We start from the raw sequence: 25,909 nt of genomic DNA, 5'->3' as shown, positions 1-25,909 counted from the left end.
TGCATAACAAGACCACCGGAGACAGATCATTAGCTACCGAGGGAATCAGTATGAAATTGACGGATATGAAGATAGGCGTGCGCCTGGGCGCCGGTTTTGGCGTGGTGCTGTTACTGATGGCAGTGCTGGTAGGCACGGGCCTTTTCCGGCTCGACAAGATCGGCGCGCTCAGCGAAGCCATCATCGAGAAAGACTGGGCCAAGGCCGACGCCATCGCCACCATCCGCAGCACCACGCGTTCGAACGCGGCACTGGTGCTGGAACTGTTCATCCATGAAGATCCGGCCCGCGCCAACGCCATCCACGGCGAAATCGACGCCAACAAGGCCACCATCACCGATGCGCTGGTCGTGCTCGACCGCCTGATCGTGCTGCCTGAAGGCAAGGAACTGCTGGCTACCCTGAAGCAGCAGCGCAAGGCCTATGTTGTCTCGTTCAGCCAGGCCGACAAGCTGCTGGTGGCGGGACAGCGCGCGGAAGCGGCCAAGCACGTGCGCGACGATACCCTGCCCGCCCTGAATCAGTTGCAAAAGACGGTGAACCGCCTGAATGAAATCCAGCGCGGCGTGGTCGTGCATGGCGGCCAGCAAATCCAGCAGAATATTTCCGCAGCGAATGTGCTGATGGCCAGCCTGGGCACGGCCGCGCTGCTGCTGGGCGTGCTCTTTGCCTGGCGGGTCACGCGCTCGATCACTACGCCCATCGCCTATGCCTTGCGCGTGGCGCAAGCCGTGGCCGCAGGCGACCTGAGCAGCAAAATCGTGGCCGAAGGCAAGGATGAAGCGGGCCAGCTGCTGCAGGCGCTGCGCGACATGAACGCCAACCTGGCCACCCTCGTGGGGCAGGTACGCGGCGGCACGGGCACGATAGCCGTGGCGTCGAGCCAGATCGCCAGCGGCAATGCCGACCTGTCGGCCCGCACGGAAGCGCAAGCCAGCGCGCTGGAAGAGACGGCCTCGTCGATGATCGAACTGACGGGCACCGTGCGCAGCAACAGCGACAATGCGCGCCAGGCCGACAGCCTGGCGCGCTCGGCATCGGCCATCGCCCAGCGCGGCGGCTCGGCCATGGCGGAAGTGATCGGCACCATGGATGCCATCAATGCATCGTCGCGCAAGATCGTCGACATCATCGCCGTGATCGACGGCATCGCCTTCCAGACGAATATCCTGGCACTGAACGCGGCGGTGGAAGCGGCGCGCGCAGGTGAACAGGGACGCGGCTTTGCCGTGGTGGCGTCCGAAGTGCGTAACCTGGCGCAACGCTCGGCGGCGGCGGCGAAAGAAATCAAGGAACTGATCGCCGACTCCGTCAGCCGGGTCGGCCAGGGCGCGCAACTGGTCAGCCAGGCGGGCGCCACGATGGATGAAGTAGTGGCCAGCGTGGGCCGGGTCAGCGCCATCGTCGGTGAAATCAGCGTCGCCAACCACGAGCAGAGCGAAGGCATCGAGCAAATCAATGCGGCCATCATGCAGATGGACCAGACGACGCAGCAAAACGCGGCCCTCGTCGAGGAAGCGGCCGCGGCGGCGGCGGCCATGCATGAACAGGCGGGCGAACTGGAAACCCTCGTCAGCCAGTTCAAGCTGGAACAGAACACTGCCGCCAAGGCGCCGCCCCGCCCTGACGCACCCGCCGTCCCGCGACTGCACTAAGTTATTCCACCTGGCGCGCCAGGCGGATGCCGGAAAATTGCCAGCGCGCGCCGGCCGGGAAGAAATTGCGGTAGCTGGCGCGCGCATGGCCGGCCGGCGTGGCGCACGATGAACCGCGCAGCACATACTGGTTCAGCATGAACTTGCCGTTGTATTCGCCGAGCGCCCCGGGCGCCGTGCGGTAGCCGGGATACGGCGCGTAGCTGCTGCTGGTCCACTGCCAGCAGTGGCCGAACATTTGCCGCAGTCCTGTTCCCGGTGCGCCGGCGGCCGGATGCAGCTGGCCAACTTGCAGCGCGACGCCTTGCGCCGCCACTTCCCATTCCGCTTCCGTCGGCAGGCGCGCGCCGGCCCAGTGCGCATAGGCGTCCGCCTCGAACAGGGACAGATGCGTGGCCGGCGCCTGCAGGTCGAGCCGATGCAAACCATATAGAGTGAATTCCTGCCATTGCCCCGCCTCGTCGCGCTGCCAGTACAACGGGCATTCCAGCTGCCCGCTGCGCACCCAGTCCCAGCCTTCGGCCAGCCACCAATGCGCCGTACGGTAGCCGCCCGCCTCGATGAAGGCCAGGTAGTCGCCATTCGTCACCAGGGCGCTGGCCAGTTCGAACGGCGCCACATATTGCGGATGACGCGGCAACTCATTGTCGAAGCAAAAACCGTCGCCCGCATGGCCGATCTGCGCCAGGCCGCCGTCGAAGGCGAGCCAGGCAGTGGGCTGCGCGGCTTGCTGCACTGATGGCGCCGCGCTATCCATGCGATCCAGGTAGGCAGGAAACAGGGCGCTCTGCGCCAGCAGGTGCTTGACGTCCGTCAACAGCAATTCCTGGTGCTGCTGCTCGTGTTCGAGCCCCAGCGCCAGCAGCATGGTCAGCCGTTCGCGCTCCTCGCGCGCCAGTTCGCCCGCCAGCAGGCGGCCGATGCGCGCATCGACATCCATCCGGTAGGCACGCACGACGTCCATGCCGGGGCGCGTCAGCAAGCCACGCTGGGCGCGCGGGTGCTTCTCGCCCACGCCGTTGTAATAGGAATTGAACAGCACGCGGAAGGCCGGGTGGAATGGCGCGAACGCCGCTTCCATGCTTTCCAGAATAAACGTTTCGAAAAACCAGGTGGTATGCGCGAGATGCCATTTCACGGGACTGGCGTCCGGCATCGACTGGGCGCCGCAATCCTCGTCGGACAGGGGTTCGGCCAGCCGCAGCGAGTGCTGGCGCACTGAGTGGTAATGATCGATCAGCATCTTTTCCTTAGTCCCTGATGACACGCGCATAAATGACGGCAAACCACTGCTGCGGGTCCGTCCAGACTTGCACTGTGGAAAACCCTGCCTGCTCCAGCAAGCCGACGAAGGTGGCGCGCGTGTATTTATAGCTGTCTTCAGTATGGATGCGCTCGCCTTTCGCGAAGCGCCGCTGGCCGCCTTTCCAATGGACAAACTGCTCGCTGCGCGCTTCCAGGTGCATTTCGACGCGGCGCTCGTCGGCATTGAAAAAGCCGTGGTGCTGCCACGCGCGCACGTCGAAATCGGCGCCGATCAGCCCGTTCACGTGGCGCAGCATGTTCAGGTTGAAGGCGGCCGTGACGCCCAGCGCATCGTCATAGGCGGCGTCGAGGATGGCATCGTCCTTGATCAGATCGACGCCGATCAGCAGGCCGCCATCGCCGTCCGCATTCGCGCGCAGGCGGCGAAAAAAGGCGGTTGCTTGCTCGGGCGCAAAATTACCGATCGACGAGCCGGGATAGAAGAACAATCGCCGTGCCTCGCGCACGCTGTCGGGCAAGTCCAGGCGGCTGGAAAAATCCAGGCCCAGGCCCGTCATCTCGATGTGCGGAAAGCGCTGCTGCAGCCGGCTCAGCGATTCGCTGAGGAAATCGTAGGAAATATCCACGGCCACGTATTGGGCCGGGTGCAGCAGGGGGAACAGGCTGGCGGCCTTGGCGCAATTGCCCGCGCCCAGGTCGATCAGGGTGCTGCCCGGCCCCACGGCGTGGGCGATCTCGGCGCCATGGCGGGCGAAGATGGCCGCTTCCGTGCGCGTCGGATAGTACTCGGGCAAGGCGCAGATGGCTTCGAACAGTTTGGAGCCGAGCGCGTCGTACAGGTACTTGGGCGACGTCCAGGCATCGCGCGCCAGCAGGCCGCTGCTGATCTCGGCTATCGTGGCAGGAGTGGCGCTGGCCGCGCTGGCGTGGCTGGCGGGACGGAAATCGGACTGCTGTTGCGCAAGTGGCATGGTCATGGGCTGGCGTCGTCAATGTTAGGTTCACGAAGGGCTTGCACGGTCAGCCACCGGGCGCACCGCCCCTGCCGCAGCGGTTTGCGGGCGCCTCTGCCGATGACTTTTTCTCATCATAGCGGAATCCGCGCAAGCCAGCGGTGCGGCAGGTAACTTAAGGTCGATGCGCGCCGTCTGCCGCAGGAACCACACAAAAGTGGTATTACCAAGCAAAAAGCATAAGCCTGTCGTATACTACACATTGCCGGCCAAACAATCCGCGCCCCTTTGCAGTTCCCAGGCCCCCCTCTCCCCCGCGTGCCTCCCTTTACGATAGCCGTTAACACCATGCTCGAATTGCGCCATCTGTCGAAGTCCTATGCCAATGCCCGTCCCGTGCTGGCCAACATTTCCTGCCGCTTCAAGGCCGGGGAATTCATCGCCATCATGGGTGACTCGGGCGTGGGCAAGTCGACCTTGCTGAACCTGATCGCCGGCCTCGATACGCCCGACGCGGGTGCCGAAGCGCACCCTATCCTGGTGGACGGCATTGCCATGTCCAGCCTCGATGACGCCGCCGCCACCCGGCTGCGTCGCGCCCGCATGGGCTTTATTTTCCAGGCCTTCCACGTCTTGCCGCATCTGACCCTGCTGCAAAACGTGGCCCTGCCGCTGCTGCTCAACGGACTGCCCCAGGAGCGTGCCGCCAGCATGCTCGAGGCGGTCGGCCTGGGCGGGCGCGGCGGCGACTTTCCGCAGCAATTGTCCGGCGGCGAAATGCAGCGCGTGGCCATTGCCCGCGCACTCGTCCACAAGCCGGCACTGGTGCTGGCCGACGAGCCCACCGGCAACCTCGACCCGGACACGGCGCACAGCATCCTGCAATTGCTGCGCGCCGAAATCAAGGCCAACGGCAGTTGCGCGATCATGGTCACGCATTCGCTGGCCGCCGCCGAAATGGCGGACCGGACCATGATTCTGACGAAAAGCGGACTACAAAATACAACAATCGTCAACCAAACTGATCAAACAATCAGTTAATTTAACTGACCATCTGTCACAAGTTTTGTTATCGTAGTATTATTTAAACACTTGCCTGGTTATCAATGTTGTAACGCGAATGTTGTACTACGTCACCCAGACAGCCGTACTGCGATGACGAACTATAGCCGGGACCGCGTCAAAGTGGTCTCGTCCCTTGCATAACCTGAAGGAGGAGTAAATGAACGTTCGGCAAAAGAAGCTGGAAATGATTGAGGCGATGAACCGGGCGCGTGCGCTCGAACCATCGAGTTTTGTGCCCAACAAGCTGCTCGATACCCTGATCGAGAAGATGAACCTGAAAAATGATGCGGAACTGTGCCGTGTACTGGAAGTCCAGCCCCCCATCATCAGCAAGATTCGTCACGGCAAACTGTCGGTCGGTGCAACGATTTTATTGCGCATGCATGAAAAATCGGACATCACCATCCGCGAACTGAAGGAACTGTCCGCCACGCCAGTCCATTGATATAACCACTGTTGTAATGCCATGCCAGGCACCCAGGTTCCCGGCGCCATGAACTTTTGCCATGAAATTCGCGTAGTTCGCTCACCGCACAACATCCGAGCACGATAGCGAAGAGACCCAGCCCAAACCATGCTGACCGTTTCTCTGCCCTCCCGCCCCAGTTCCACACCCTCCCCGCCTTCACCCTGCATTGCCCCGCCAGCCAGCATTTCCACTCACACTTGATCTGACACAACACGCATAGTCCGCGCAGGCATCAAGGTCGGCTTTTAACCAGCGATCCCAACCGCATGTCCAGCGCCCCTCTTGCGCCGCCCGTGCTGCGCCTGACGCTCACGCGCGATCCCCTCGCCAATGCCGGCGACTGCCCCGCCGCGCCCGGCTGGCATGGCCAGACCCATGTGCTATCCAGCGCGCGCGGCATCGGCAGCTGCCGCATCGCCCTCGATATCGGCCCGTCCGACGTGGTGCAACTGCTGCTGTGCGACGGCAGTTCGCTGCTGGCGGGCAGCCTGGACCTGCCACGCTACCTGGGACCGGCCACGGCAGCGCGCGACGGCGCGCCCGCCAGCATCGAAGTGGGGCTGGCCTTGCGTCCGCAGGCGGCGCGCCAGCCGCCCGGCGCCAGCCGCGACGGCCTGGGCGCCTGGATGCTGCGGGCCGTGCGCGTGTACCGCTGCGGCGCCGCCGCCATGACGGCGCTGGCGGCGGCGGGCGCCTTCCAGGACCGCCAGCTGGAACAGCGCCTGGGTCTGTACCGCTGCGGCATCGAGGCCGGCAACATGACGGCCGTCGCCAGCCTGCCCGCCGGACCGGAACCTGTGCTGCTGCTGTTGCACGGCACGGCCTCGTCGACCCAGCGCAGCTTTGGCGGCCTGTGGCGCAACGGCCTGGCGCCGCAACTGGCGGCGCAGTACGGCAACCGCATCTATGGCTTTGAGCACCGCAGCCTCAGCGACAGCCCCATCCAGAATGCGCTGGCCCTCGTGCGCCAGTTGCCGCACGGCGCCGTGCTGCACCTGCTGGCCCATTCGCGCGGCGGCCTGGTGGGCGAGTTGCTGGCGCGGGCGCAGCGCATCGACAGCCGCGGCGCCGTCGACCTGGCCGGCGACGGCCTGGAGCGGCTGAGCGAAAACACGGTGGGTGGCGAAGCGTTCAACAGCCACGATATCGACCACTTCACGGCGCAGGCACGGCTGGGCGGCCGCGGCGGCTACGACGAGGATGCGGCGCGCCTGCGCGAACTGAGCGTGGAACTGAAGAAACGCGCCATCCGCATCGCCCGCTTCGTGCGCGTGGCCTGCCCGGCGCGCGGCACCACCTTGATGTCGGGCCGGCTGGACCGCTGGGCCAGCGTGATGTTCAACCTGCTGCTGCAGGACGACGCTCCCGATGGCGCCGTGGCATTCCTGCTGGCCGTGGTGCAGCAGCGCTGCGACGCGCGCATCCTGCCTGGCCTGGAAGCGATGATGCCCGACTCGCCCCTGGTGGCGCTGCTCAACGCGCCCGACGTGCGCGTGGCCAGCCCGCTGTATGTGCTGGCCGGCGCCTGCAGCGGCGATGGCTTGCTGGGCTGGCTGGGCGACTGCCTGGGCGAACAGCTGTACGGCGGGCAGAACGACCTGGTGGTCAATTGCGCCTCGATGGCCGGCGGCGCCACGCGCAGCACGCCGGTGCGGCAACTGCTGCTGCGCGGGCCGCAGACGCACCACCTGAACTACTTCGAGCGCGCGCCGTCCAGCCTGGCCACCGTGCAGGCGCTCACGGGCGACGAAACCGGCTACCAGCCGCTGGCCGGCCTGGAACATGGCGCGCTGGGGCGCGGCGGCGAAGTGCCGAAACGGCGCGCGCACGCGCCCATCGTGCTGCTGCTGCCCGACATGCTGGGCAGCCACCTGCAAGTGGGCAGCAACCGCATCTGGTTCGACCCCGTCAACCTGGTCGAAGGGCGCATCGAACGCCTGGCCGTGGGCCAGCCGCACATCGTCAGCGCCGGCTGGATCGAATCCTGCTATGAACCGTTTGCCCGCTTCCTCGCGCAAAGCCAGGAAGTGCGGCCCTTTGCCTATGACTGGCGCCTCTCGCTGCAGCATTCCGGCAGCGCCTTCCTGCCCGTGCTCGACGAGGCCATGGGCGACGCCGAACAGCGCGGCCAGCCGCTGCGCATCGTGGCCCACGGCATGGGCGGGCTGGTGGCGCGCCTGGCCCTGAAAGACCGCTGGCAGCGCTTCGGCGCCCTGCCCGGCAGCCGCCTGCTGCAGGTGGGCACGGCCAACCGTGGCACGCAGGCGATGGTGCAAGTGCTGCTGGGACGCGACCGGCTGGTGCAGATGCTGGCGTGCTGGATAGGCTGGAAGCACACGCGGCGCCAGTTTCTCGGCTTCGTGCGCGCCTTTCCCGGCGTGCTGGAAATGCTGCCGTGGCCCCAGGCGGGGAGCGGCATCGATTATTTCGACGCCGCCGCCTGGGCCCAGCTGGCCGCCGGCGATGGGCAAGCGGGCCTGCCCGGCGGCTGGCAGGCGCCCGAGGCGCCAGCGCTGGCCGCGGCGCGCGCCACCGTGGCCCTGCTGCAAGCGGCCCCGCTCGACGCCCGCCATTGCAGCTACCTGGCCGGCTGCGCCGACACGCCAGTGGCGCTGCGCCTGCGCGACGGCGGCATCGAGACCGCCTGGTCGCCGGACGGCGATGGCCGCACGGCCTGGCAAGGCGCGGTGCCGGACGGCGTAGCGGCCTGCTACCTGCCGGTGGCGCATGGCGACCTGCTGCTGCAAAAGGACTACTACCCGGCCATCACGCAACTGCTCGACAGCGGCCAGGGGACCTCCCTGCCGCGGCACCCGCCGCACGCGCCTGGCGGCGTCCCGCCCCGCTTCCATCCGTATGTGCCCGATGCTACGCCGCTGTACCCGCAGCCGCAGGAATTGCTCGACGCGGCCATCGGCGCCGCCGGCCCCGCCAGCGCACCGGAGAGCCGCGCGCCACAGCTGAGCCTATCCGTCATCCACGGCAGCATGGCCTCGGCCGACGCACCCGTCATGAGCGGCTGCTACGCGTCCGAATCGCTGCGCGGCAGCATGAGCTTCCTGGACCGCCTGCTGGCCGGCAAGCTGCAGGAAATCCACGCGCTGGGGCGCTTTCCGCAGCGCCCCGACTCCGCCCTGGTGGTGCTGCAGCCCGATGCGGCGCGCCGGCCCGGCGGCGCCATCGTCATCGGCCTGGGCGCGCTGGGCGAGCTGACGCCGGGCGAACTGGCGCGCGCCTTTGCCGGCGGCCTGCTCGAATACGCGTGCGTCTGCCTGCAGGTGCGCGCAGCCGGCCATGTAGCCGCGCCGCCGATGGGCGAACACGGCTTGCGCGTGGCCAGCCTGCTGTCCGGCTCCGGCTATGGCGGCTTGAGCATCGCCCTGTGCGCCCGCGCCCTGCTCGACGGCGCGCGCAGCGCCAACCGGCGCCTGGAAGACGCGGGCATGGCTTGCCGCATCGGCCACATCGCCATCTACGAACAGTCGGAGGCGCGCGCCATCGCCGCCGCCATGGCCATCGAGCAGATCATGGCCGAGGCGCGCTACCAGGGCAGCTTCACCTTCGAACAGCGCATCCGCCACAGCCCGGGCGGCTACAGGCGCATCCTGCCCAGCCTGAGCGGCGACAATGGCTGGCGCCGCGTGCAGATCGTCGCCGCGGATCTCTCCGGCGCCCTGCGCTTCACCGTGCTGACGGACCGCGCCCACAACAGCGTCGACGAGGAACCGAACCAGCGGCAAGCCGTCGATGGCCTGATCATGGACGCCACCGACAACACCACCGACCAGCCGGGCCTGTCGCGCGCCCTGTACGAACTGATGCTGCCCAATGGCCTGAAGGCGGCCATCCCCGAGATGCGCGGCCTGATCCTGGCCGTCGACCAGAGCGCCGCCATCTATCCGTGGGAGCTGATGCGCGACGAGGCGGGCAGCGAGGAAAGCCCGCTGTCGACGCGCATCGGCATGGTGCGCCAGCTGGCCAGCCTGCGCGAGCAGCCGTCCGCCGTCAGCCCGCCCAGCAACAGCGTGCTGGTGATCGGCGATACCGATTCCGGCCTGCCCGAGCTGCCCGCCGCGCAGGCCGAGGCGCAGGACGTGGCGCGCATGTTCGGCGCGTACGGCTACCAGGTGCGCGAGCTGCTGCGCCCGCAGGCGCAGCGCGTGCTGGTGCATCTGTTCGATGAGCGCTATTTCGCCATTCACCTGGCCGGCCACGGCGAAGTGGCCGGCCCCGGCATCGCCCATACAGGGCTGGTGCTGGGGCCGAAGACCCGCCTGACGGCGGCGCAGGTAGGTAAATTGAAGCGCGTGCCGCAATTCGTCTTCATCAATTGCTGCCACCTGGGCGACATGCGCCCCGACGCCATCGCGCCATGGTCGAAACTGGCCGCCAGCCTGGCCACGGCCTTCATTGAAATGGGCTCGCAGGCGGTGATCGCTGCCGGCTGGCGCATCGACGACCAGGCGGCCAGCATCTTCGCGCACAGCTTTTATCACGCCATGCTGAGCGGCGAATACTTCGGCGACGCCGTGCGCCTGGCGCGAGAAGCGGCGTACCTGCAGTTCCCGGCCTCGAACACCTGGGGCGCCTACCAGGCGTATGGCGACGACCGCTACCGCTTTCCGAACACCCAGAGCCGGCCCTGGCAAGCGCCTGACTACCACTACCACGGCCACCTGCTGGCCGACCTGGAAACCCTGCACGCGCGCCTGGCGGGCGCCGATCCTGCGCGCCGCGCGGCCATCGAGGAAAAGCTGGGCAGCATCGAGGAAGCCGTGCGCGCGCGCTTCTTCGGTTGCGCCGACATCCGCGAAAACATGGCCGCCACGCGGGCCGGCCTCGGTGGCCTGGAAAACACCCTGCGCGCCATCGAACACTACCGGGCGGCGCACAGCGCGGCCGACGGCAAGGTGGGCTTGCGCGCGCTGGCGCACTGGGCGGAACTGGAGATACGCCAGGGCGCCGCCCTGTGCGGCCTCGATGCGGGCGCCGGCATCGAAGTGCCTGCCGTGCCTGATATGCCACAGGGCCGGCAGTTGCTGCAGGACGGAAAACAGCATATCGACCTGCTGGTGGCGCTGGCGCCCACGGCGCAGCGCCTGGCGCTGCTGGGACGCTACTGGGCCTTGCAGGCGCGCCTGGCCTGCGGCGCAGGAAGCTCCGGCGCGCCGGCCCTGCGCGACATGACGGATGCCTGCCTGGCCGCGCTGGAAGAAGCACGGCGGCGCAGCGGCGTGGCCGACTGCGACCTCATTTTCCAGGTGCTGGCGGGCGCCCTGCTGCTGAAAGCCCATGCCGACGACAGCGCCTGGCGCGCGCTCGATCCGCAGCTGGGCGACTTGCTGCACGACGCCATCGCCTATGCGCGCCAGCGCCACGCGGACGAACACCGCGCCATCGATGCCGGCGCCCCCGTGCGCGCCGCCCTGCTGGCGGCCCTGTGGCAGGTGCCGGACGGCCAGCCTTTCGACGCGCCCGCGCGCGCCGCCTTCATGGCGCTATATCACGACGCCGTGCGGCGCCACGGCAGCATCGGCGAACCCGAAGCGATCACGGCGCCGCTGCGCTTCCTGCTCGAACTGCTGCCGCCCGACAGCGCGGACACCGGCTTGCGCAGCGCCGTGCAGGCGCTGGCCAGCCAGCTGCAGTCCTCGCTTCCCGCCCTTAGCCAGGCACCACGCCATAATGGCGCGCATAGCGCTCGTCCAGATTCGCCAGCGGCATCATCATGAACATGTCGGCGCTTTCGAAATCAGGGTCCCAGGCCGGTTCGCCGCAAATCCAGGCGCCCGAACGCAGGTAGCCCTTGATCAGCGGCGGCACCTGCGGTTTGTGCGCCGCTTCCACCTGGTGGATGGGGAAAGGCAGGTGCGGCGTGACGCGGTACTCGCTTGGGGCCATGTGCTTTTCGGCCAGCGCCTGGTACACGGCGACGGCGTTATGGCCGCCATCGGCCAGGCTGATGCTGGCGCAGCCGACCAGGTAGTCGCAGCGCTCGCGTCGCATGTATTCGGCCAGACCCGACCACAGCAGCATGATCACGCTGCCGCCCCGGTATTTCGGGTGGATGCAGGCGCGGCCCGCTTCGACCATGCGTCCGCGCAGGTTCTTCAGGCGGCTCAGGTCGAACTCGTTTTCCGAATACAGCCGGCCGATCTTGGCCGCCTTGGCCGCGCTCAGCACGCGGTAGGTGCCCACCACTTTCAGGGTATCGGCGTCGCGCACGATCAGGTGGTCGCAGTGCGCGTCGAATTCATCGCTGTCGAGGCCATCGGCATTGGCCAGCGAACTCAATCCCATGGTTTCGATAAACACCTTGTAGCGCAAACGCTGGACTTCGCGCACTTCCGCCGCTGTCGTGGCCTGGCTCAGCACCAGTTGGACCGGCCGGGCCTTGGCTTCGTTTGATGCGATTATGTTCTGCATGGTTTCATCCCCCTGTGATCAAGACGACTCCAGCGTACTTGTCTAATATGTCAGGAAAATGACAGCCGAATGTCATTTCCATGACGCAAGTCAATGTCATTCGGGGATCGTGCATAATTACCACACTCGCCCAGCCGAAAGACATGATGAAAGACCAGGACCCACCACACATCACGCCCTACTCCAAGCCGGCAGCCGGCTGGGATGCCTTGAAACACGTGGCCATCAGCCTGCGCCAGGAGCGGGTCGCGCCCGGCAATCTGAAAGCGCTGCTGGCGCAAAACCAGCCGGACGGTTTCGATTGCCCCGGCTGCGCCTGGCCCGACCGCGACCACGCTTCCACGTTTGCCTTTTGCGAGAACGGCGCCAAGGCCGTCGCCGCCGAAGCGACCAGCCGCCGCGCCGGCCCGGAACTGTTTGCCAGCCATACCGTCACCCAGCTGCTGCAACAGTCGGACTACGCGCTCGAACAGCATGGCCGCCTGACCGAACCGATGGTGTACGACGCTGCCAGCGACCGCTACGTGCCGATTTCCTGGGATGACGCCTACGCCCTCGTGGGTCGCCACCTGCGCGCCCTGCCCGATCCGGACCAGGCCGCGTTCTACACGTCGGGGCGCGCCAGCAACGAAGCGGCCTTCCTGTACCAGCTGATGGCGCGCCTGTACGGCACCAACAACTTCCCCGACTGCTCCAACATGTGCCACGAGGCCACCAGCCGCGGCTTGCCGGCCACGGTGGGCATCGGCAAGGGCACGGTGACCCTGGCCGATTTCGAACTGGCCGACACCATCCTCATCTTCGGCCAGAATCCCGCCACCAACCACCCGCGCATGCTGGGCGAACTGCGCGACTGCGCGCGCCGCGGCGGCAGCATCGTTTCCATCAATCCCCTGCGCGAACGGGGCTTGCAGCGCTTCATGGATCCGCAAAGCGCGCTGGAAATGGCGACCTTGGGCAGCACGCGCCTGGCCGGCCTGTTCGTGCAGCCGACCCTGGGCGGCGACTTCGCCCTGATCAAGGCCGTCGCCAAGCGCGTCGTCGAGCATGACGATGCGGCGCTGGCGGCAGGCAGGCCCGCCGTCGTCGATCACGCTTTCATCGCGGAACACTGCAGCGGCTTTGACGCCTTCCGCGCCGACCTGCGGGCCGAAAGCTGGGACTTGCTGCTGAAAGAATCGGGCGTGGCGCGCGCGCAGATCGAGGCATTGACGGACATCTTCGTCAAGGGCCAGCGCATCATCGCCACCTGGGGCATGGGACTGACGCAGCACAAGCACAGCGTGGCGGCCATCCGCATGCTGTCGAACCTGATGATGCTGCGCGGCCAGATCGGCAAGCCGGGCGCCGGGCTGTGCCCCGTGCGCGGCCACTCGAACGTGCAGGGCGACCGCACGGTGGGTATCGAGGAAAAGCCGACCAAGGCCTTCCTCGACCGCCTGGGCCAGGTGTATGGATTCGAGCCGCCGCGCGCGCATGGCCACGACGTAGTGGCCAGCATCGAAGCCATGCAGCGCGGCGAGCTAAAGGTGTTCATCGCGCTGGGCGGCAATTTTGCCGCGGCCACGCCGGACACGCCACTCACTTTTGCCGCCCTGCGCCAGTGCGCGCTGACGGTGCAGGTGGCCACCAAACTCAATCGCAGCCACCTGGTCATCGGCAAGGAAGCGCTGCTGCTGCCCACCCTGGGGCGCACGGAGATCGACCTGCAGCACGGCGTGGCGCAGGGCGTGACGGTGGAAGACTCGATGAGCATGGTGCATATCTCGTACGGCCGCAATGCGCCCGCTTCGCCGCAGCTGCGCTCGGAAGTGGCCATCGTGGCCGGCATGGCCGAAGCGACCGTGGGGAGCAGCCTGGTGGACTGGCGCGCGTATGCGGCAGACTATGCGCGCATCCGCGACGATATCGAGAAGGTATTCGATGACTTTTACGACTACAACGCCAGGGTGGCGCAGCCGGGCGGCTTTCATCTGACGGTGGCGTCGCGCGAACGCGTGTGGAAGACGGCCAGCGGCAAGGCCAGCTTCCTCGTCGCTCCGCTGGACCTCGACACGCCGCTGCACCGCGCCCGCGCGCGGCATGGCGAGCGCCTGATGGTGTTGATGAGCACGCGCTCGCACGACCAGTACAACACCACCATCTACGGCATGGATGACCGCTACCGCGGCGTGTACGGCACGCGCAAGGTCGTCTTCGCCAACGCGGAAGATATCGCCATGCTGGGCTTTGCCGATGGCGACCTGGTGGACTTGATCGGCGCCTGGGACGATGGCGTGGCGCGCCGCGCCGACGGCTTCCGGCTCGTGGCCTACGACATCCCGCGCGGCTGCCTGGGCGCGTATTACCCGGAGACGAACGCGCTGGTGCCGCTGGCCAGCACGGCCGACGGCGCCGGCACGCCCACGTCGAAGTCCGTCCCCGTGCTGCTGCAGCGCAGTGCTGCCTAAATACTGATACCGGGGGTGTAGTCGACGTACGCATCCTGGCGGCAGAAACCCACCAGCTTCATGCCCGCCTGCGTGGCGATGGAAATGGCCAGCGAACTGGGCGCGGAGATCGTCGCCAGCAACGGTATCTGCATGCGCGCCGCCTTGCGCGCCAGCTCGTAGCTGCCGCGGCTGGACAGGAAGACGAAGCCGCGCCGCATGTCCGCCCCGCTCAGTGCCAAATGGCCGATCAGTTTATCCAGGCCATTGTGGCGGCCGACATCCTCGAATACGTGCGCGATATCGCCATCGGGCGTGCACCACGCGGCTGCGTGCACGCCGCCCGTTTCCCGCATCAGCGCCTGGTGTTCTCGCAAGCCGCTTGATGCGCGCGCCAGCGCGGCCGGCAGGTCGACGTGGATCAGCGCCGGCGGCAGCGCTGCGGGCCGCAAATCGAGCATGTCGATGCTGTCGATGCCGCACACGCCGCAGCCCGTGCGGCCCGTGAGTTGGCGGCGCCGATCCTTCAGGCGCACGAAATCTTCCTGGGCGATGCTCAAAGCCACTTCGGCGGAATCAGGACGCAGGAACACTTCGCAGTCGAAGATGGCGCCAGCGGAAGCGACCACGCCTTCCGTCAGCGCGAAGCCGTAGGCAAACGCTTCCAGGTCGCGCGGGGTGGCCATCATGACGACGTGGGAAATGCCATTGAAGACCAGCGCGACGGGAATTTCCTCGGCGACGTGGTCGATGGCTGGGGTAGAAATGCCCGCCTGGTGGCGGACAATGGCGCGCTCGACAAAGCCGGCGCGTTCGATCTCTGTATCTTCTGACATGGCAACCATGGGGGAACTAGCACAGGCCCCATGGTAAACCAGAACGGGCAGACAGGGGGCGGCCCCTGCCCGCGCCATCAATCCTTCTTCGGACGGCCCGTTTTCAGCTGCGGCAAGCCGGCCAGCACGTTTTGCAGGGTGGCCAGGTCGATCTGGCTGATCAGCGCCACGCCGATGCGCAGCAATTCGCTTTTCTTGATCTCGAAACCGGCCTTCAGGCAGGCTTTCTTCACCTGGCCCAGGACTTCGTATTCCGCTTCCGGCATGGTGAAGCTGTCGCGCACCAGTTTCGGCTTGCGGGCTTTTTCCTTGACGGCGGCGACTTTGGCGACCGGCGCTTTTTTCGCTGGCGCAGGCTTGGCGGCCGCCTTGGCTACCGGTTTGGCGGCGGCTTTCGCGGCCGGCTTGGCGACGGTCTTCACCGCAGGCTTGGCGACAGCTTTCACGGCTGGCTTGGCTGCCGGTTTGACGGCGGCTTTGACGACGGCTTTGGCCGCAGGCTTGGCAACGGCGGCCTTCGCTGCCGGTTTGGCGGCTGGCGCCTTGGCCACGGCTGGCTTGACCGCCGCTGGCTTGGCTGCCGCCGGCTTGACGGCGGCTTTTGCCACTGGCTTGACGGCTGCTTTCGCAGCTGGTTTAGCAGCCGGTGCCGCCTTGGCCGCAGCCGCATTGATCGAGGCGCTGGTAGGGAACATCGATACGGGCGCGCTGTCGGCTTTTTTCGCTGGGACGGTTTTGGTCATGGATTTTCCAATCTAATAAATAATATAAACAATATATACTGTTTTTTAAAATCTTGCTTGCTGCACATCAAGTCATGCGCACGGCATGACCTTCTAGGCACTGGCGCGGATGGTGAAATCGACCCCGACCTCATCCCAGAATTCCTGCTCCTTCTCGATCCAGAACGACACGGTGGGATGGTGTGCGACCCAGCCGCGCTTGATGTCGAGTTCGATGCGGTTCTTCATGCGCAGGCGCAGTTCGCTGAAATCGGCTTCGATGCGCGCATGCATGAGCAAGATCGACAGGCGCAGCGCCAGCACGGCCTTGGCAAAATCGGGGTCGGACAGCACTTCGCCGATCTTGCGCAAGTTGCCCTTCTGCGCCAGGATCAGCCGGCTCATGGTCTTCTGTTCGCGCGTGGTAAAACCGGGCAAGTCCGCGTTCTCCACGATGTAGGAAGCGTGCTTGTGGTAGCCCGTCTGCGACACGGCCAGGCCCACTTCGTGCAGCAGGCTGCTCCAGCGCAGGGATTTCACCAGGGCGTCGGACGTGGGCTTGAGCTGCGCATACATGGCCAGCGCCTGCTCGGCCACCCGGCCGGCGCGCTGCTGGTCGATATGGAATTTCTCCATGCAGCCCTGCACCGACTGTTCGCGGCGGTCGCGCTTGGTCGAGCGCAGGTACAGATCCCACATCACGCCCATGCGCAGACCCGCCTCGATCGGCGTCATGGCGGGAATGGCCAGTTCGCGGAACAGGCCGATCAAGATGGCCAGGCCGCCGACGATGGTACTGGCGCGGTCGGGGCGCAAGCCGGGCATGTCGATGCGGCTGGTGTGACCGAGTTCGATGAAGCGGCGCGCCAGCGCATCGAGGCTGGCGCTCGTGAGCAAGCCGTCGCCCAGCTTGTTGCGGGCGATGATGTCGGCGATGGTGCGGATGGTGCCGGAAGAGCCGTAGGCCGTCTTCCAGTGCTGCGGACGGTACGGCGGCGCGGCATCCTCGAAATGGCTGCGCGCCGACAGGATGGCCGCCTCGAACGACGGCGCGTCGATGCGCCCGCCGATGAAGAACGACAAGCTTTGCTTGACCGTGCCCAGGCTGAACGACTCGACCCGTTCGATATCGTTGCCGCGCCCGAGTATCAGTTCGGTCGAGCCGCCGCCGATATCCATCACCAGCCGGCGTTCGCCGGGAATGGCCAGCGCATTGGCCACGCCCATGTAGATCAAGCGCCCCTCTTCCTCGCCCGAGATGATCTCGATCGGATGGCCGATGGCTTGTTCGGCCAGCGGCAGGAAGACGGCGCCGTTGCGCGCCACGCGCATGGCCGACGTGGCCACCACGCGCACGGCATCGAGTTCGAAGCCGGCGAGGATGGCGCGAAAGCGCTGCAGGCAAGCCAGGGCGCCCTGCATGGCCGCCTCGGTCAGGTCGCCATTGGCGTCCAGGCCGGCGGCCAGGCGTATCGGGTCGCGCACGCTCTTGACCACGCGGATCGTGTCGCCATCATGCTTGCCGACGTGTAAACGAAAACTGTTGGACCCCAGGTCCACCGCTGCATACATACTGGCCTCTTGTCTTGTCATTGCAATGCCAACTGAAAAAGTTGGCAAACTCAGTTGCTAAACTATATAAATCATTTAAACGATTTAAAAATCCTACCACACTACCCTCATCGTATGACAGCGGCGTGACAGGATTGTGACAAAACGGCGACCAGCCGCGGTGCTTATGGGACGATAGTGGTAAACAGATAGACCGCGAAAATCACCAGGTGCACCGTGCCCTGCATGACCGTGGTGCGGCCCGTGCCCAGCGACAGGGTGGCCACCATCAGCGACAGCAGCAACAGCACCGTCGACTTGATGTCGAGTCCCAGGGTAATCGTCAGGCCCGTGGCCAGCGACACCACCACCACGGCGGGAATCGTCAGGCCGATGCTGGCCAGCGCGGAACCGAGCGCCAGGTTCAAGCTCGTTTGCAGGCGATTCGCGCGCGCGGCGCGCACGGCGGCCAAGCCTTCGGGCAGCAGCACGATGGCGGCGATGACGATGCCGACCAGGGTTTTCGGCGCGCCCATGGCGGCGATCGCCGTCTCCAGCGCGGGCGCCAGCGACTTGGCCAGCAGCACCACGGCGCCCAGGCACACCAGCAGCGCCCCGGCGCTGACCCAGGCGACGGTGGCCGTGGGCGGCGCCGCATGCACCTCTTCATCGCCGACGGCTTCCTTGGGCAGGAAGTAATCGCGGTGGCGCACCGTCTGCACCAGCACGAAGGTGCCGTACAGGACCAGGGAAATGACGGCGATGAAGATCAACTGGCTGGAATTGTAGAAGGGACCGGCGGCGCTCGAGGTATAGTTCGGCAGCACCAGGGTCAAAACGGCAATCGCCGCCAGGGTGGCCAGCGAGGCGCTCACGCCCAGCAGACCGAAGGTCTGCTCCTTGTGGCGCCCGGCGCCCAGCAGCAGGCAGATGCCGACGATGCCGTTCAGGATGATCATGATGGCGGCAAACACGGTGTCGCGCGCCAGCCCTGTCGTTTCCGGTCCGCCGGCCAGCATCAGCGAGACGATCAGCGCCACCTCGATCAGGGTCACGGCCAGCGCCAGCACCAGCGTGCCGTACGGTTCGCCGATGCGGTGCGCCACCACTTCCGCGTGGTACACGGCGGCCAGCACGCTGCCGATCAGGCCCGCCACCAGCAAAATCTGGTAGGCGCCGCCGACATTGAAGGTGGAACCGAACAGGAACAGCCAGCCGGCAACGGGGGCGGCAAGCGGCCATACAGGCAGGGATTTGAGCATTTTCATTATGGGCCTGGCAAGAGTAAGAAAGAGGAACTGCGGTGCGGACGGCACAGGGCAGCCTGGCGTGCGCTCGATAGCATAACTTGCTTAGCTTAAATGAAAGTTAGGGAATGCACACGTTCGGGTAGCGGCGCCCCGCGCCTTGCTCACCGTTCGAGCCCCTTGCTGTGATGCACCTGCTTGCTACCAGTAACTATAGTCCCTTTGGTAACATGCCGTTGCAATTTTCTTGTGTTTTTGCTTCCGGCTGGCGTCATAATGCCAGGCCCGCCCTCGCGGCACCGACCAAGGACAGACCATGATTTCCGTACACCGCGCCGCCATGCGTGCGTTCATCCTCGCGGGCAGCTTGCTGAGCGCCGCCGCACACGCGGACACACCGCCAGCGCAGGTCGACGCGAACTGGGCCACCGCGCCCGCGCCTGCCGCAGAGCCAAGGTGGCAAGACAGCCTGCCGCCCGCGCCGCCCGTGGAACCACGCGAAGAAAAGATACTGCCCAAGAGCGAATGGCTGACCGTCGAACCGATGAAGGCGCCTGACCATCGCTGCGATCCCGGCCTCGATGCCCTGTTCCTGCCCAAGGAATGCGGCAAGGAACCCAGCTGGCTGGGCTCGCGCAAGAAGTAAGCGGGCTTGGGCTGAATTAAATGTCCAGGGTGCTGGCACCCTGCGCTTCCACTACCCTGTTGCGGCCCGCCTGCTTGGCCGCCTGCAGCGCCTCGTCGGCGCGCTTGAACAGGCTGACGGTGCTGTCCTCGGCGCGGATGGTCGTCACGCCCAGGCTGGCCGTCAGCTGCAGCACGGCGCGCTCCGTCTTGACGGGCAGCGCTTCGACGGCGGCGCGGATGCGCTCGGCCACCATCAGCGCATCGGCCAGGGTCGTGCGCGGCAGCTGGATGGCGAATTCGGCGCCGCCCAGGCGGCCCATCAGGTCGCTGTCGCGCAACTGCTGGCGGCACGTGTCGACGATGGTTTTCAGCACCGCATCGCCCACCGGATGGCCATAGCTGTCGTTGACTCTTTTAAAGTGGTCGATATTGAGCACCACCAGCGCCGTCGGCAAGCCAGGCCGGCGCGCCAGTGCCATCCATGGCGCCAGCGCCTGGTAAAAGCCGCGCCGGTTCGGCACGCCCGTGGCCGCATCGAGCACTTCCAGGCGCGCCAGCTCGCCGCCCAGTTTTTCACGCGACAGCAGCAGGTAGCCGAAAGCATTCGTCAGCATCATCAGGTACAGGGCGCCAAAACCGGCCAGCTGCAGCAGCTCCGCGTCAAAATCGGGGACGGCGGCGGCCAGCACGCCGCGCGCGGCGATCAGCAGCGACAGCAAGCCCATGCTGACGACGAGGAAACGGCGCAGCATGCTCGCCTCGCGCCACTTGAGGCACAGGGCGGCCACGCCGGCGAGGAAGAAACCGGCCACGATCAGCGAACCGCCGGCGCTGCGCAGCAGCGGCGCCACATCTAACAGGTAACAGGCGGCAAACAGGGTCACCGACAGCCCCAGCGTCGGCAAGACATAACGGCGCCAGCCGCTGCGCCCGGCCGCCTGCCACAGCGCGCCCGCATCGAGCGCCATGCCGGCAAACAGCAGGCTGTTACCGAGCAAGATGGAGAGGAAATCGGGCAGCACGCCGCGGAAGTACAGCAGGCACCAGGCCACGGCCTGGCATTGCTTGGCCACCGCCCAGGTGGACATGCTGAGCGACTTCTTGCGCTCGTACTCGAAGAAGAACAGGGCCGCGCACAGGCTCAGGTTGCCGAGCGCCAGGGCCAGTACCAGGGTCTTGATATCCATGGGCTAGGCTATCGATGCGCAGGCGCGGCGCGCCAGGTCAGATTTCGTGCTCGACATTGGTGCTGCCGTCGCCGACCTTGCTGGCCCACGCCTGCACGAAATACTGCTTCTCCACGTCGCTGGGTGCCTCGTGCCAGAACACGATGAGGGTGCCCTTGTGATCGTGGATCTGCGCCACTTTTTCAATGAAACCGACATTGTCGGCCTGGTCGGCCAGCGCCGCCGCGTAGCCATACACGCGCGTCAGCCGCTCGATGCGGTCAGGCTCCGTAAAACTGTTCGTCGCCGTAATAATGGGGTGATCCAAAAACATGCTTGTCTCCATGGTGCCCGACTGCGCGGCCGTGCCGCCGCGCGCCATATACATCTACATATTGCATCTACATATACGCATGCTCGGCGCGGATTAATCGGGTATGCTCACGGGAGCTTATCAGATTTCTCTGAATGCAACAAAGCATCTCCCCCAGTCCACTCAGCGAAGTCGTCCCATGCCGGAAAACAGAAGCACCACCCCACTTGCCCCGCAGGTGCATACCTGTGGCGACCGGCGCCGCCTGGAATTCCAGCCCGGCATGATCCAGAGCGAAATGCTGCTGTCGCGCCCCGACCATCTGCTGCTGCGCTATGCGCGCGCCATGATGTGCTTTACCCTGTTCGTGCCGCGCCCGCGGCATATCCTGATGGTGGGACTGGGTGGCGGCTCGCTGCTGAAATTCTGCCACCGCCACCTGCCCGACACCCGCATCACCGTGCTGGAATTGCGCGCCGACGTGATCGCCCTGCGCGAGCAGTTCATGCTGCCGCCCGACGACGCGCGCCTGCGCATCATCGAGACGGATGCCGTCAGCTATATCCGCCAGCATCCGGGCTGCGCCGACGTGCTGCTGCTCGACGGCTATGACGAGACGGGCTTGCCGCCGGCACTGGGCAGCGCGCGCTTCTATGCGGACTGCCTGCGCGCGCTGCTGCCCGGCGGCGTGCTGGTGGCCAATCTGTTCAGTTATGACGAGCACTACCCTGCCATGCTGGCGCGCCTGATGCTCACCTTCCGCGGTGCCGTGTGCCACTTCGACGGCATCGCGGGCAATAACCGCATCATCTTCGCCGCCAAGCCGGAGCAAGGCCAAGGCGCCGACGGCCGCGCCGTGCGCGTGGTGCGCCTGGTGCGCTGGCGGCGGATGGCCGGCCTGGCTTTCCTGAACCGCTGGCTGCCGGCCTGGCAGTTGTGGCGTGTGCGCCGCCAGTCAGGCGCGGGCAGCGACTGAAAGTCATCCTCCCCGGCCATAGATATTGTTGCTTATTAGCAGTGATTTGGTGCAAAATCAGCATGATGGATGTGGTTTATGACAAACTACGGCCTGCGTGGGGCCGGCAGGCGCCGCCGAACCCATGTATCCATGAAGTGAGATAGGAAAAACCATGCTGCGTGGCCGCCTGCCATTGTCGATTTCTGCCGCGGCCGCGCTGACCTTTGCCTGCGGCGTCAGCGTGACGGCCGTGCTGTTCGCCGCCATCAGCCAGCTCGAATACGACAAGATGAGCCTGAGCCTGCAGCAGCGCGCCAGCGCCAGGGTGGCCGCCATCGAGCAGGGACTCGACGATGCCGTCGAGGTGCTGACGACGACGAACCAGCTGTTTGCAGCCGTCGTGCCCGTCACACGGGAACAGTTCCACGACTTCACCACGCCGCTGCTGCAGCGCCACCCGTTCATCCAGGCCTTCAATTTCCACCGCATCGTGCCGCATGCGCAGCGCGCGGCATTCGAGGCCGAGCTGCGGCGCATCGTGCCCGACTACGCCATGACGGAAATGCGCGATGGCGTCGTCGTGCCCGCCACGACGCGCGCCAGCTACCTGGTGGTGGACTACCTCGAACCGTTGCAGGGCAACCGCCCCGCCTTCGGCCTGAACGTCAGCCCGAACGGCGTGCTGGCGCGCGCGCTGGAACAGGCGATCGTCAGCGGCCAGACCACCGCCACCGGCCTGCTGGCCCTGGCGCAGGGACCGCAGCAGGGCTTCGTCATCGTGCGCCCCGTGTACCGCCACGGCGTGCCCCTGCAGACGGTACAGCAGCGGCGCGCGGCATTGATCGGCGATACGGCGGTCATCGTGCGCGCCGGGGAACTGGTGCAGAAAATCCTCGCCGGCGCAGACCTGCTGGGCGACTCGCAGCTTGAACTGAGCGTCTACGCCGATGCCGGCGCCGACCCGCGCCAATTGATCTTCCGGCATGGTCAGGCGCCGGACGACGAACCGGGCGGCGCCTGGGAGTCGCTGCCCCGCTGGCTGCACTTTGCCTACCACAGCCATTATGACCGGGCCTTCGCTTCCGCCGGCCGGCCCTGGCACGTGCGCGTGGTGGCTCATCCCCGCCCCTTCCTGGCCGACCATCTGGGCTCCCTGTTTACCCTGATCACGGGTTTGCTGTTCAGCGTATTGACGGCCGCCTTCGTGCAGTCGCTGACGCAGCGTTCGCGCCGCGTGCAACTGCTGGTGGAGCAGCGCACGGCCGACCTCAAACGCAGCAACGAGCTGCTCAGCGCCGACGTGCGGGCGCGCCAGCGCACGGAGCGCGCCTTGCAGGAGAGCGAAAAGCGCTTCCGCCGCCTGCTGGCCCTGTCCTCGGACTGGTACTGGGAACAGGATGCCAACTTCTGCTTCACCCACATCACCAGCGGTTTCACGGACAAGTCGAACATGCCGCTGGAACGCTTCATCGGCCTGACCCGCTGGGACAACAATGCAGAGATGCGCAATTCGCGCTGGGGCAAGCAGCATATCGCCAACCTGGAAGCGCACCTGCCCTTTTCCAACCTCGAATATGCGATGCAGGACCGCGATGGCCAGCTGCGCTGGTTCAGCATCAATGGCGAACCGCTGTTCAACGAGCTGGGCGAATTTCGCGGCTACCGGGGTACGGGTTCGGAAATCACGGAACGCAAGCTGGCCGAGCAGCAAATCCAGCACATCGCCCACCACGACGTGCTGACAGGCTTGCCCAACCGCGCCCTGCTGCGCGACCGCCTGGCGCAGGCGATGGCCCTGTCGCGCCGCAAGAACCGCGCATTATGGGTGCTGTTGATTGACCTCGACCGGTTCAAGTTCGTCAACGACAGCCTGGGTCACAAGGCTGGCGACCTGCTGCTGAAAACCATCGCCACGCGATTGCAGGCCAGCCTGCGCGAAAGCGATACGGTGGCGCGCCTGTCGGGCGACGAATTCGTCGCCATCCTGTGCGAACAGGCCGACGAAGTGCTCAGCGGCGCCATCGTGCAGCGCGTGATGGATGCCGTGGCGCAGCCGGTACTCTTGGATGGCAAGGAATTCTTCGTCACCTGCAGCATCGGCGTGGCCGTCTATGACATGTCGCGCTACGACGCCCCCGGCGACGTGACCCTGAATGGCGAGACGCAGAACCTGATCGAGCAGGCCGACATCGCCATGTACTGCGCCAAGAAACAGGGCCGCAACAACATCAAGTTCTACACGACGGCCATGAACCAGGCCACCCTGGAGCGCCTGCGCATCGAGACGGCGCTGCGCAACGCCCTGGAACGCGAGCAGTTCGTGCTGCATTACCAGCCGCAGGTGGACCTGGCCAGCGGCCGCATCGTCGGCGTGGAAGCGCTGCTGCGCTGGCAGCACCCCGACCTGGGCATGGTGGCGCCGCAGCGCTTCATCGCGCTGGCGGAAGACACGGGCCTGATCGTGCCGATCGGCGCCTGGGTCATGCGCGAAGCGTGCGCGCAGGTAAAACGCTGGCATGCGGCGGGACTGGACACCTTGCGCCTGGCCGTGAATCTGTCGGCGCGCCAGTTCAACGAGCCGAACCTGGTGGCGTCGATCGCCGACGTGCTGCTGGAAACGGGCTTGCCGCCGGCCTGCCTGGAGCTGGAACTGACGGAAAGCCTGTTCATGCACGACGTGGCGCTGGCCGTCAGCCAGCTGCACGACATGAAGGCGCTGGGGGTGAAGCTGTCGATCGACGACTTCGGCACCGGCTATTCCAGCTTCGCCTACCTGCGCACCTTCCCCATCGACGTGCTGAAGATCGACCGCAGCTTCGTCGGCGACGTGGCGCGCGACGCGGACGACGCGGCCATCGTCGTTTCCATCATCGCCCTGGCGCACAATTTAAAACTGCGCGTGGTGGCCGAGGGCGTGGAAACGGCCGAGCAGCTCGACTACCTGCGCCGCCATGGCTGCGACGAGGCGCAAGGTTTTTACTTCAGCCGGCCGCTGCCCGCACACGAAGTGGAAGCGCTGCTGCGGGCGGAAGAAACGCACGTCATGCTGTAGCCGGCGGCGGCACCCTGGCACCAAATTGCAGTTCCTGCCAATCGGGCTCAATGCCCGCTTGCTCGAGAAACGACGCCACGTCGAGCGCGCGGGCCGGATCGATGTCCTGTTGCGGATGCATCCACAGCAAGTCGCATTCCGTGCAAACGATCACCGCCTGCCCCGTCTTCTTGACCGTTGCGTGCAGCAGGTCGCCATATTCGCCGCAGGTGGGACACTCCATGCTCTTCGTCTTCATGCCCTGCCTTACAGCTTCTGTTGCAGGAACTCCAGGAAGCAGCTGATGCGCTGCGCCAGCTGCGTGTTGCGGTAGTAGACGGCGTGGATCTGCTGGCGGTAGCCCGTATAGAACGGCTGCAGCACCTGCACCAGGCGGCCGGCCGCGATGTCGTCCTTCGTCATGAAGTCGGACAGGCAGACGATGCCCTGGTCGTGCAGGGCCAGCTGGCGCAGGGTTTCGCCGCTGGACGCGGCCAGCGCGGGCACGATCTGCAGGCTGTTGCCGGCTTCGTGGCGCAGCGGCCAGCTATTGCCCAGTTCATATTGCGCAAAGCCCAGCAGCGCATGGCCGGACAGCGCTTCCGGCGTGGCCGGTGTGCCGTGGCGCGCCAGGTAGGCGGGCGTGGCCAGCACGTGCAGCGGGCTGGCACTGAGGGGGCGCGCATGCAGGGTCGAATCGACCAGGGCGCCGATGCGGATGGCGATGTCGGTGCGGTGCTCGAGCAGGTCGGCGATCTGGTCGTTGCTGGTCAGCTCCAGGCGGATGTCCGGGTACATGGCGCGAAATTCCGCCACGTGGGGCACCACGCAATGGAGCATGAAGGGCGAGGCCGCATCGACGGACAGGCGCCCGGCCGGCTTCTGGCGGCGGATGCGGATCGATTCTTCCACGTCTTCCATCGACGCGAGGATGGCGCGCGCCTTGTCCAGGAACAGCTGCCCCTCTTCCGTCAGCTCCATGCGCCGCGTGGTGCGCGTCAGCAGCGACGTGGCCAGCTTGTCTTCCAGGCGCGACAGGGCGCGGCTGACGCCCGAGGTGGTTTGTCCCAGGTGCACGGCGGCCGCGCTCAGGGTGCCGCTGTCGATGACGGTGACGAAGATTTTCAGGTCGTCCGAATTGATATCCATTGTTGCCTTATTATTGCCGCATTGTTGCGCTATTTTCACATATCGC

The 25,909-nt window shown here is 66.0% G+C and carries 19 protein-coding genes; 8 read left to right on the top strand and 11 right to left on the bottom strand.

All coding sequences use genetic code 11. The features are described from left to right. Positions 1-50 precede the first annotated feature (50 nt). Complete coding sequence (locus U0004_RS12065; protein ID WP_070259014.1) at positions 51-1,655, top strand: methyl-accepting chemotaxis protein; 1,605 nt, start codon at positions 51-53, stop codon at positions 1,653-1,655. Position 1,656: 1 nt separating this feature from the next. Here U0004_RS12065 and egtB read toward each other — a convergent pair whose 3' ends face one another. Both egtB and egtD read right to left on the bottom strand, forming a co-directional pair. Further along, positions 1,657-2,898 (bottom strand): ergothioneine biosynthesis protein EgtB, encoded by a 1,242-nt coding sequence (gene egtB / locus U0004_RS12060; RefSeq protein WP_115057460.1) that lies wholly within the window; start codon positions 2,896-2,898, stop codon positions 1,657-1,659. Positions 2,899-2,905: 7 nt separating this feature from the next. Next, positions 2,906-3,898, bottom strand: coding sequence for an L-histidine N(alpha)-methyltransferase (gene egtD / locus U0004_RS12055; protein ID WP_081345827.1), 993 nt, complete (start codon positions 3,896-3,898; stop codon positions 2,906-2,908). A 324-nt stretch (positions 3,899-4,222) separates the two neighbouring features. Between egtD and U0004_RS12050 the strand changes: the two genes are divergently transcribed. From U0004_RS12050 to U0004_RS12040, 3 genes are all read left to right on the top strand, one after another. Beyond that, positions 4,223-4,915 (top strand): ABC transporter ATP-binding protein, encoded by a 693-nt coding sequence (locus U0004_RS12050; protein WP_034786044.1) that lies wholly within the window; start codon positions 4,223-4,225, stop codon positions 4,913-4,915. 181 nt (positions 4,916-5,096) lie between these two features. Further along, positions 5,097-5,384 (top strand): hypothetical protein, encoded by a 288-nt coding sequence (locus U0004_RS12045; RefSeq protein ID WP_034786045.1) that lies wholly within the window; start codon positions 5,097-5,099, stop codon positions 5,382-5,384. A gap of 290 nt (positions 5,385-5,674) precedes the next feature. After that, a complete protein-coding gene (locus tag U0004_RS12040) occupies positions 5,675-11,140 on the top strand; it encodes a CHAT domain-containing protein (RefSeq protein WP_115057459.1) in 5,466 nt (1,821 codons plus the stop codon). Here U0004_RS12040 and U0004_RS12035 read toward each other — a convergent pair. Further along, positions 11,073-11,834, bottom strand: a complete 762-nt coding sequence (locus U0004_RS12035) for a GNAT family N-acetyltransferase (protein ID WP_070259024.1) — start codon at positions 11,832-11,834, stop codon at positions 11,073-11,075. The genes U0004_RS12040 and U0004_RS12035 overlap by 68 nt on opposite strands. Positions 11,835-11,977: 143 nt before the next feature. Between U0004_RS12035 and U0004_RS12030 the strand changes: the two genes are divergently transcribed. After that, positions 11,978-14,284, top strand: coding sequence for an FdhF/YdeP family oxidoreductase (locus U0004_RS12030; protein WP_070259026.1), 2,307 nt, complete (start codon positions 11,978-11,980; stop codon positions 14,282-14,284). Here the strand turns inward: U0004_RS12030 and fdhD are convergent. The 4 genes from fdhD to U0004_RS12010 form a co-directional block, all read right to left on the bottom strand. After that, positions 14,281-15,108 (bottom strand): formate dehydrogenase accessory sulfurtransferase FdhD, encoded by an 828-nt coding sequence (fdhD, locus tag U0004_RS12025; RefSeq protein WP_081345828.1) that lies wholly within the window; start codon positions 15,106-15,108, stop codon positions 14,281-14,283. The two genes, U0004_RS12030 and fdhD, sit on opposite strands and share 4 nt — an antisense overlap. A gap of 68 nt (positions 15,109-15,176) precedes the next feature. Then, positions 15,177-15,842 carry a hypothetical protein gene (locus U0004_RS12020; RefSeq protein WP_081345829.1) on the bottom strand — a complete coding sequence of 222 codons (666 nt, stop codon included), beginning with the start codon at positions 15,840-15,842 and terminating at the stop codon, positions 15,177-15,179. A 93-nt stretch (positions 15,843-15,935) separates the two neighbouring features. Beyond that, positions 15,936-17,393 carry a Ppx/GppA phosphatase family protein gene (locus tag U0004_RS12015; protein WP_070259030.1) on the bottom strand — a complete coding sequence of 486 codons (1,458 nt, stop codon included), beginning with the start codon at positions 17,391-17,393 and terminating at the stop codon, positions 15,936-15,938. Between the two features lie 164 nt (positions 17,394-17,557). Next, entirely contained in the window at positions 17,558-18,640 is a 1,083-nt protein-coding gene (locus U0004_RS12010; protein ID WP_070259032.1) for a calcium:cation antiporter, read from the bottom strand. Positions 18,641-18,935: 295 nt separating this feature from the next. Here U0004_RS12010 and U0004_RS12005 point away from each other — a divergent pair, with 295 nt between their 5' ends. Further along, positions 18,936-19,265 (top strand): hypothetical protein, encoded by a 330-nt coding sequence (locus U0004_RS12005; protein ID WP_070259034.1) that lies wholly within the window; start codon positions 18,936-18,938, stop codon positions 19,263-19,265. A 16-nt stretch (positions 19,266-19,281) separates the two neighbouring features. Here U0004_RS12005 and U0004_RS12000 read toward each other — a convergent pair whose 3' ends face one another. Together U0004_RS12000 and U0004_RS11995 are read right to left on the bottom strand one after the other, a co-directional pair. Next, entirely contained in the window at positions 19,282-20,433 is a 1,152-nt protein-coding gene (locus tag U0004_RS12000) for a GGDEF domain-containing protein (RefSeq protein ID WP_070259036.1), read from the bottom strand. A gap of 37 nt (positions 20,434-20,470) precedes the next feature. Continuing rightward, positions 20,471-20,746 carry a hypothetical protein gene (locus U0004_RS11995; RefSeq protein ID WP_034782903.1) on the bottom strand — a complete coding sequence of 92 codons (276 nt, stop codon included), beginning with the start codon at positions 20,744-20,746 and terminating at the stop codon, positions 20,471-20,473. Between the two features lie 178 nt (positions 20,747-20,924). Between U0004_RS11995 and U0004_RS11990 the strand changes: the two genes are divergently transcribed. Both U0004_RS11990 and U0004_RS11985 read left to right on the top strand, forming a co-directional pair. Then, a complete protein-coding gene (locus U0004_RS11990) occupies positions 20,925-21,701 on the top strand; it encodes a spermine/spermidine synthase domain-containing protein (protein ID WP_070259038.1) in 777 nt (258 codons plus the stop codon). Positions 21,702-21,855: 154 nt separating this feature from the next. Next, positions 21,856-24,735 (top strand): bifunctional diguanylate cyclase/phosphodiesterase, encoded by a 2,880-nt coding sequence (locus tag U0004_RS11985; RefSeq protein ID WP_070259040.1) that lies wholly within the window; start codon positions 21,856-21,858, stop codon positions 24,733-24,735. Here U0004_RS11985 and U0004_RS11980 read toward each other — a convergent pair. Both U0004_RS11980 and U0004_RS11975 read right to left on the bottom strand, forming a co-directional pair. Continuing rightward, positions 24,725-24,973 (bottom strand): hypothetical protein, encoded by a 249-nt coding sequence (locus U0004_RS11980; protein ID WP_070259042.1) that lies wholly within the window; start codon positions 24,971-24,973, stop codon positions 24,725-24,727. The genes U0004_RS11985 and U0004_RS11980 overlap by 11 nt on opposite strands. Positions 24,974-24,981: 8 nt before the next feature. Further along, positions 24,982-25,863, bottom strand: a complete 882-nt coding sequence (locus U0004_RS11975) for a LysR family transcriptional regulator (protein WP_034782846.1) — start codon at positions 25,861-25,863, stop codon at positions 24,982-24,984. Between the last annotated feature and the right edge of the window lie 46 nt (positions 25,864-25,909).

The sequence above is a fragment of the Janthinobacterium lividum genome, from assembly GCF_034424625.1.
Taxonomy (GTDB): domain Bacteria; phylum Pseudomonadota; class Gammaproteobacteria; order Burkholderiales; family Burkholderiaceae_D; genus Janthinobacterium; species Janthinobacterium lividum.
Note: the sequence above shows the minus strand (reverse complement) of the source record. Positions and strands in the feature narration are given on the sequence as shown.

Coding starts and splice junctions, on each gene's coding strand:
- U0004_RS12065 (WP_070259014.1), top strand. CDS start 51: ATGAAATTGACGGATATGAAGATAGGCGTGCGCCTGGGCGCCGGTTTT.
- egtB (WP_115057460.1), bottom strand. CDS start 2,898: ATGCTGATCGATCATTACCACTCAGTGCGCCAGCACTCGCTGCGGCTG.
- egtD (WP_081345827.1), bottom strand. CDS start 3,898: ATGACCATGCCACTTGCGCAACAGCAGTCCGATTTCCGTCCCGCCAGC.
- U0004_RS12050 (WP_034786044.1), top strand. CDS start 4,223: ATGCTCGAATTGCGCCATCTGTCGAAGTCCTATGCCAATGCCCGTCCC.
- U0004_RS12045 (WP_034786045.1), top strand. CDS start 5,097: ATGAACGTTCGGCAAAAGAAGCTGGAAATGATTGAGGCGATGAACCGG.
- U0004_RS12040 (WP_115057459.1), top strand. CDS start 5,675: ATGTCCAGCGCCCCTCTTGCGCCGCCCGTGCTGCGCCTGACGCTCACG.
- U0004_RS12035 (WP_070259024.1), bottom strand. CDS start 11,834: ATGCAGAACATAATCGCATCAAACGAAGCCAAGGCCCGGCCGGTCCAA.
- U0004_RS12030 (WP_070259026.1), top strand. CDS start 11,978: ATGATGAAAGACCAGGACCCACCACACATCACGCCCTACTCCAAGCCG.
- fdhD (WP_081345828.1), bottom strand. CDS start 15,108: ATGGTTGCCATGTCAGAAGATACAGAGATCGAACGCGCCGGCTTTGTC.
- U0004_RS12020 (WP_081345829.1), bottom strand. CDS start 15,842: ATGACCAAAACCGTCCCAGCGAAAAAAGCCGACAGCGCGCCCGTATCG.
- U0004_RS12015 (WP_070259030.1), bottom strand. CDS start 17,393: ATGTATGCAGCGGTGGACCTGGGGTCCAACAGTTTTCGTTTACACGTC.
- U0004_RS12010 (WP_070259032.1), bottom strand. CDS start 18,640: ATGAAAATGCTCAAATCCCTGCCTGTATGGCCGCTTGCCGCCCCCGTT.
- U0004_RS12005 (WP_070259034.1), top strand. CDS start 18,936: ATGATTTCCGTACACCGCGCCGCCATGCGTGCGTTCATCCTCGCGGGC.
- U0004_RS12000 (WP_070259036.1), bottom strand. CDS start 20,433: ATGGATATCAAGACCCTGGTACTGGCCCTGGCGCTCGGCAACCTGAGC.
- U0004_RS11995 (WP_034782903.1), bottom strand. CDS start 20,746: ATGTTTTTGGATCACCCCATTATTACGGCGACGAACAGTTTTACGGAG.
- U0004_RS11990 (WP_070259038.1), top strand. CDS start 20,925: ATGCCGGAAAACAGAAGCACCACCCCACTTGCCCCGCAGGTGCATACC.
- U0004_RS11985 (WP_070259040.1), top strand. CDS start 21,856: ATGCTGCGTGGCCGCCTGCCATTGTCGATTTCTGCCGCGGCCGCGCTG.
- U0004_RS11980 (WP_070259042.1), bottom strand. CDS start 24,973: ATGAAGACGAAGAGCATGGAGTGTCCCACCTGCGGCGAATATGGCGAC.
- U0004_RS11975 (WP_034782846.1), bottom strand. CDS start 25,863: ATGGATATCAATTCGGACGACCTGAAAATCTTCGTCACCGTCATCGAC.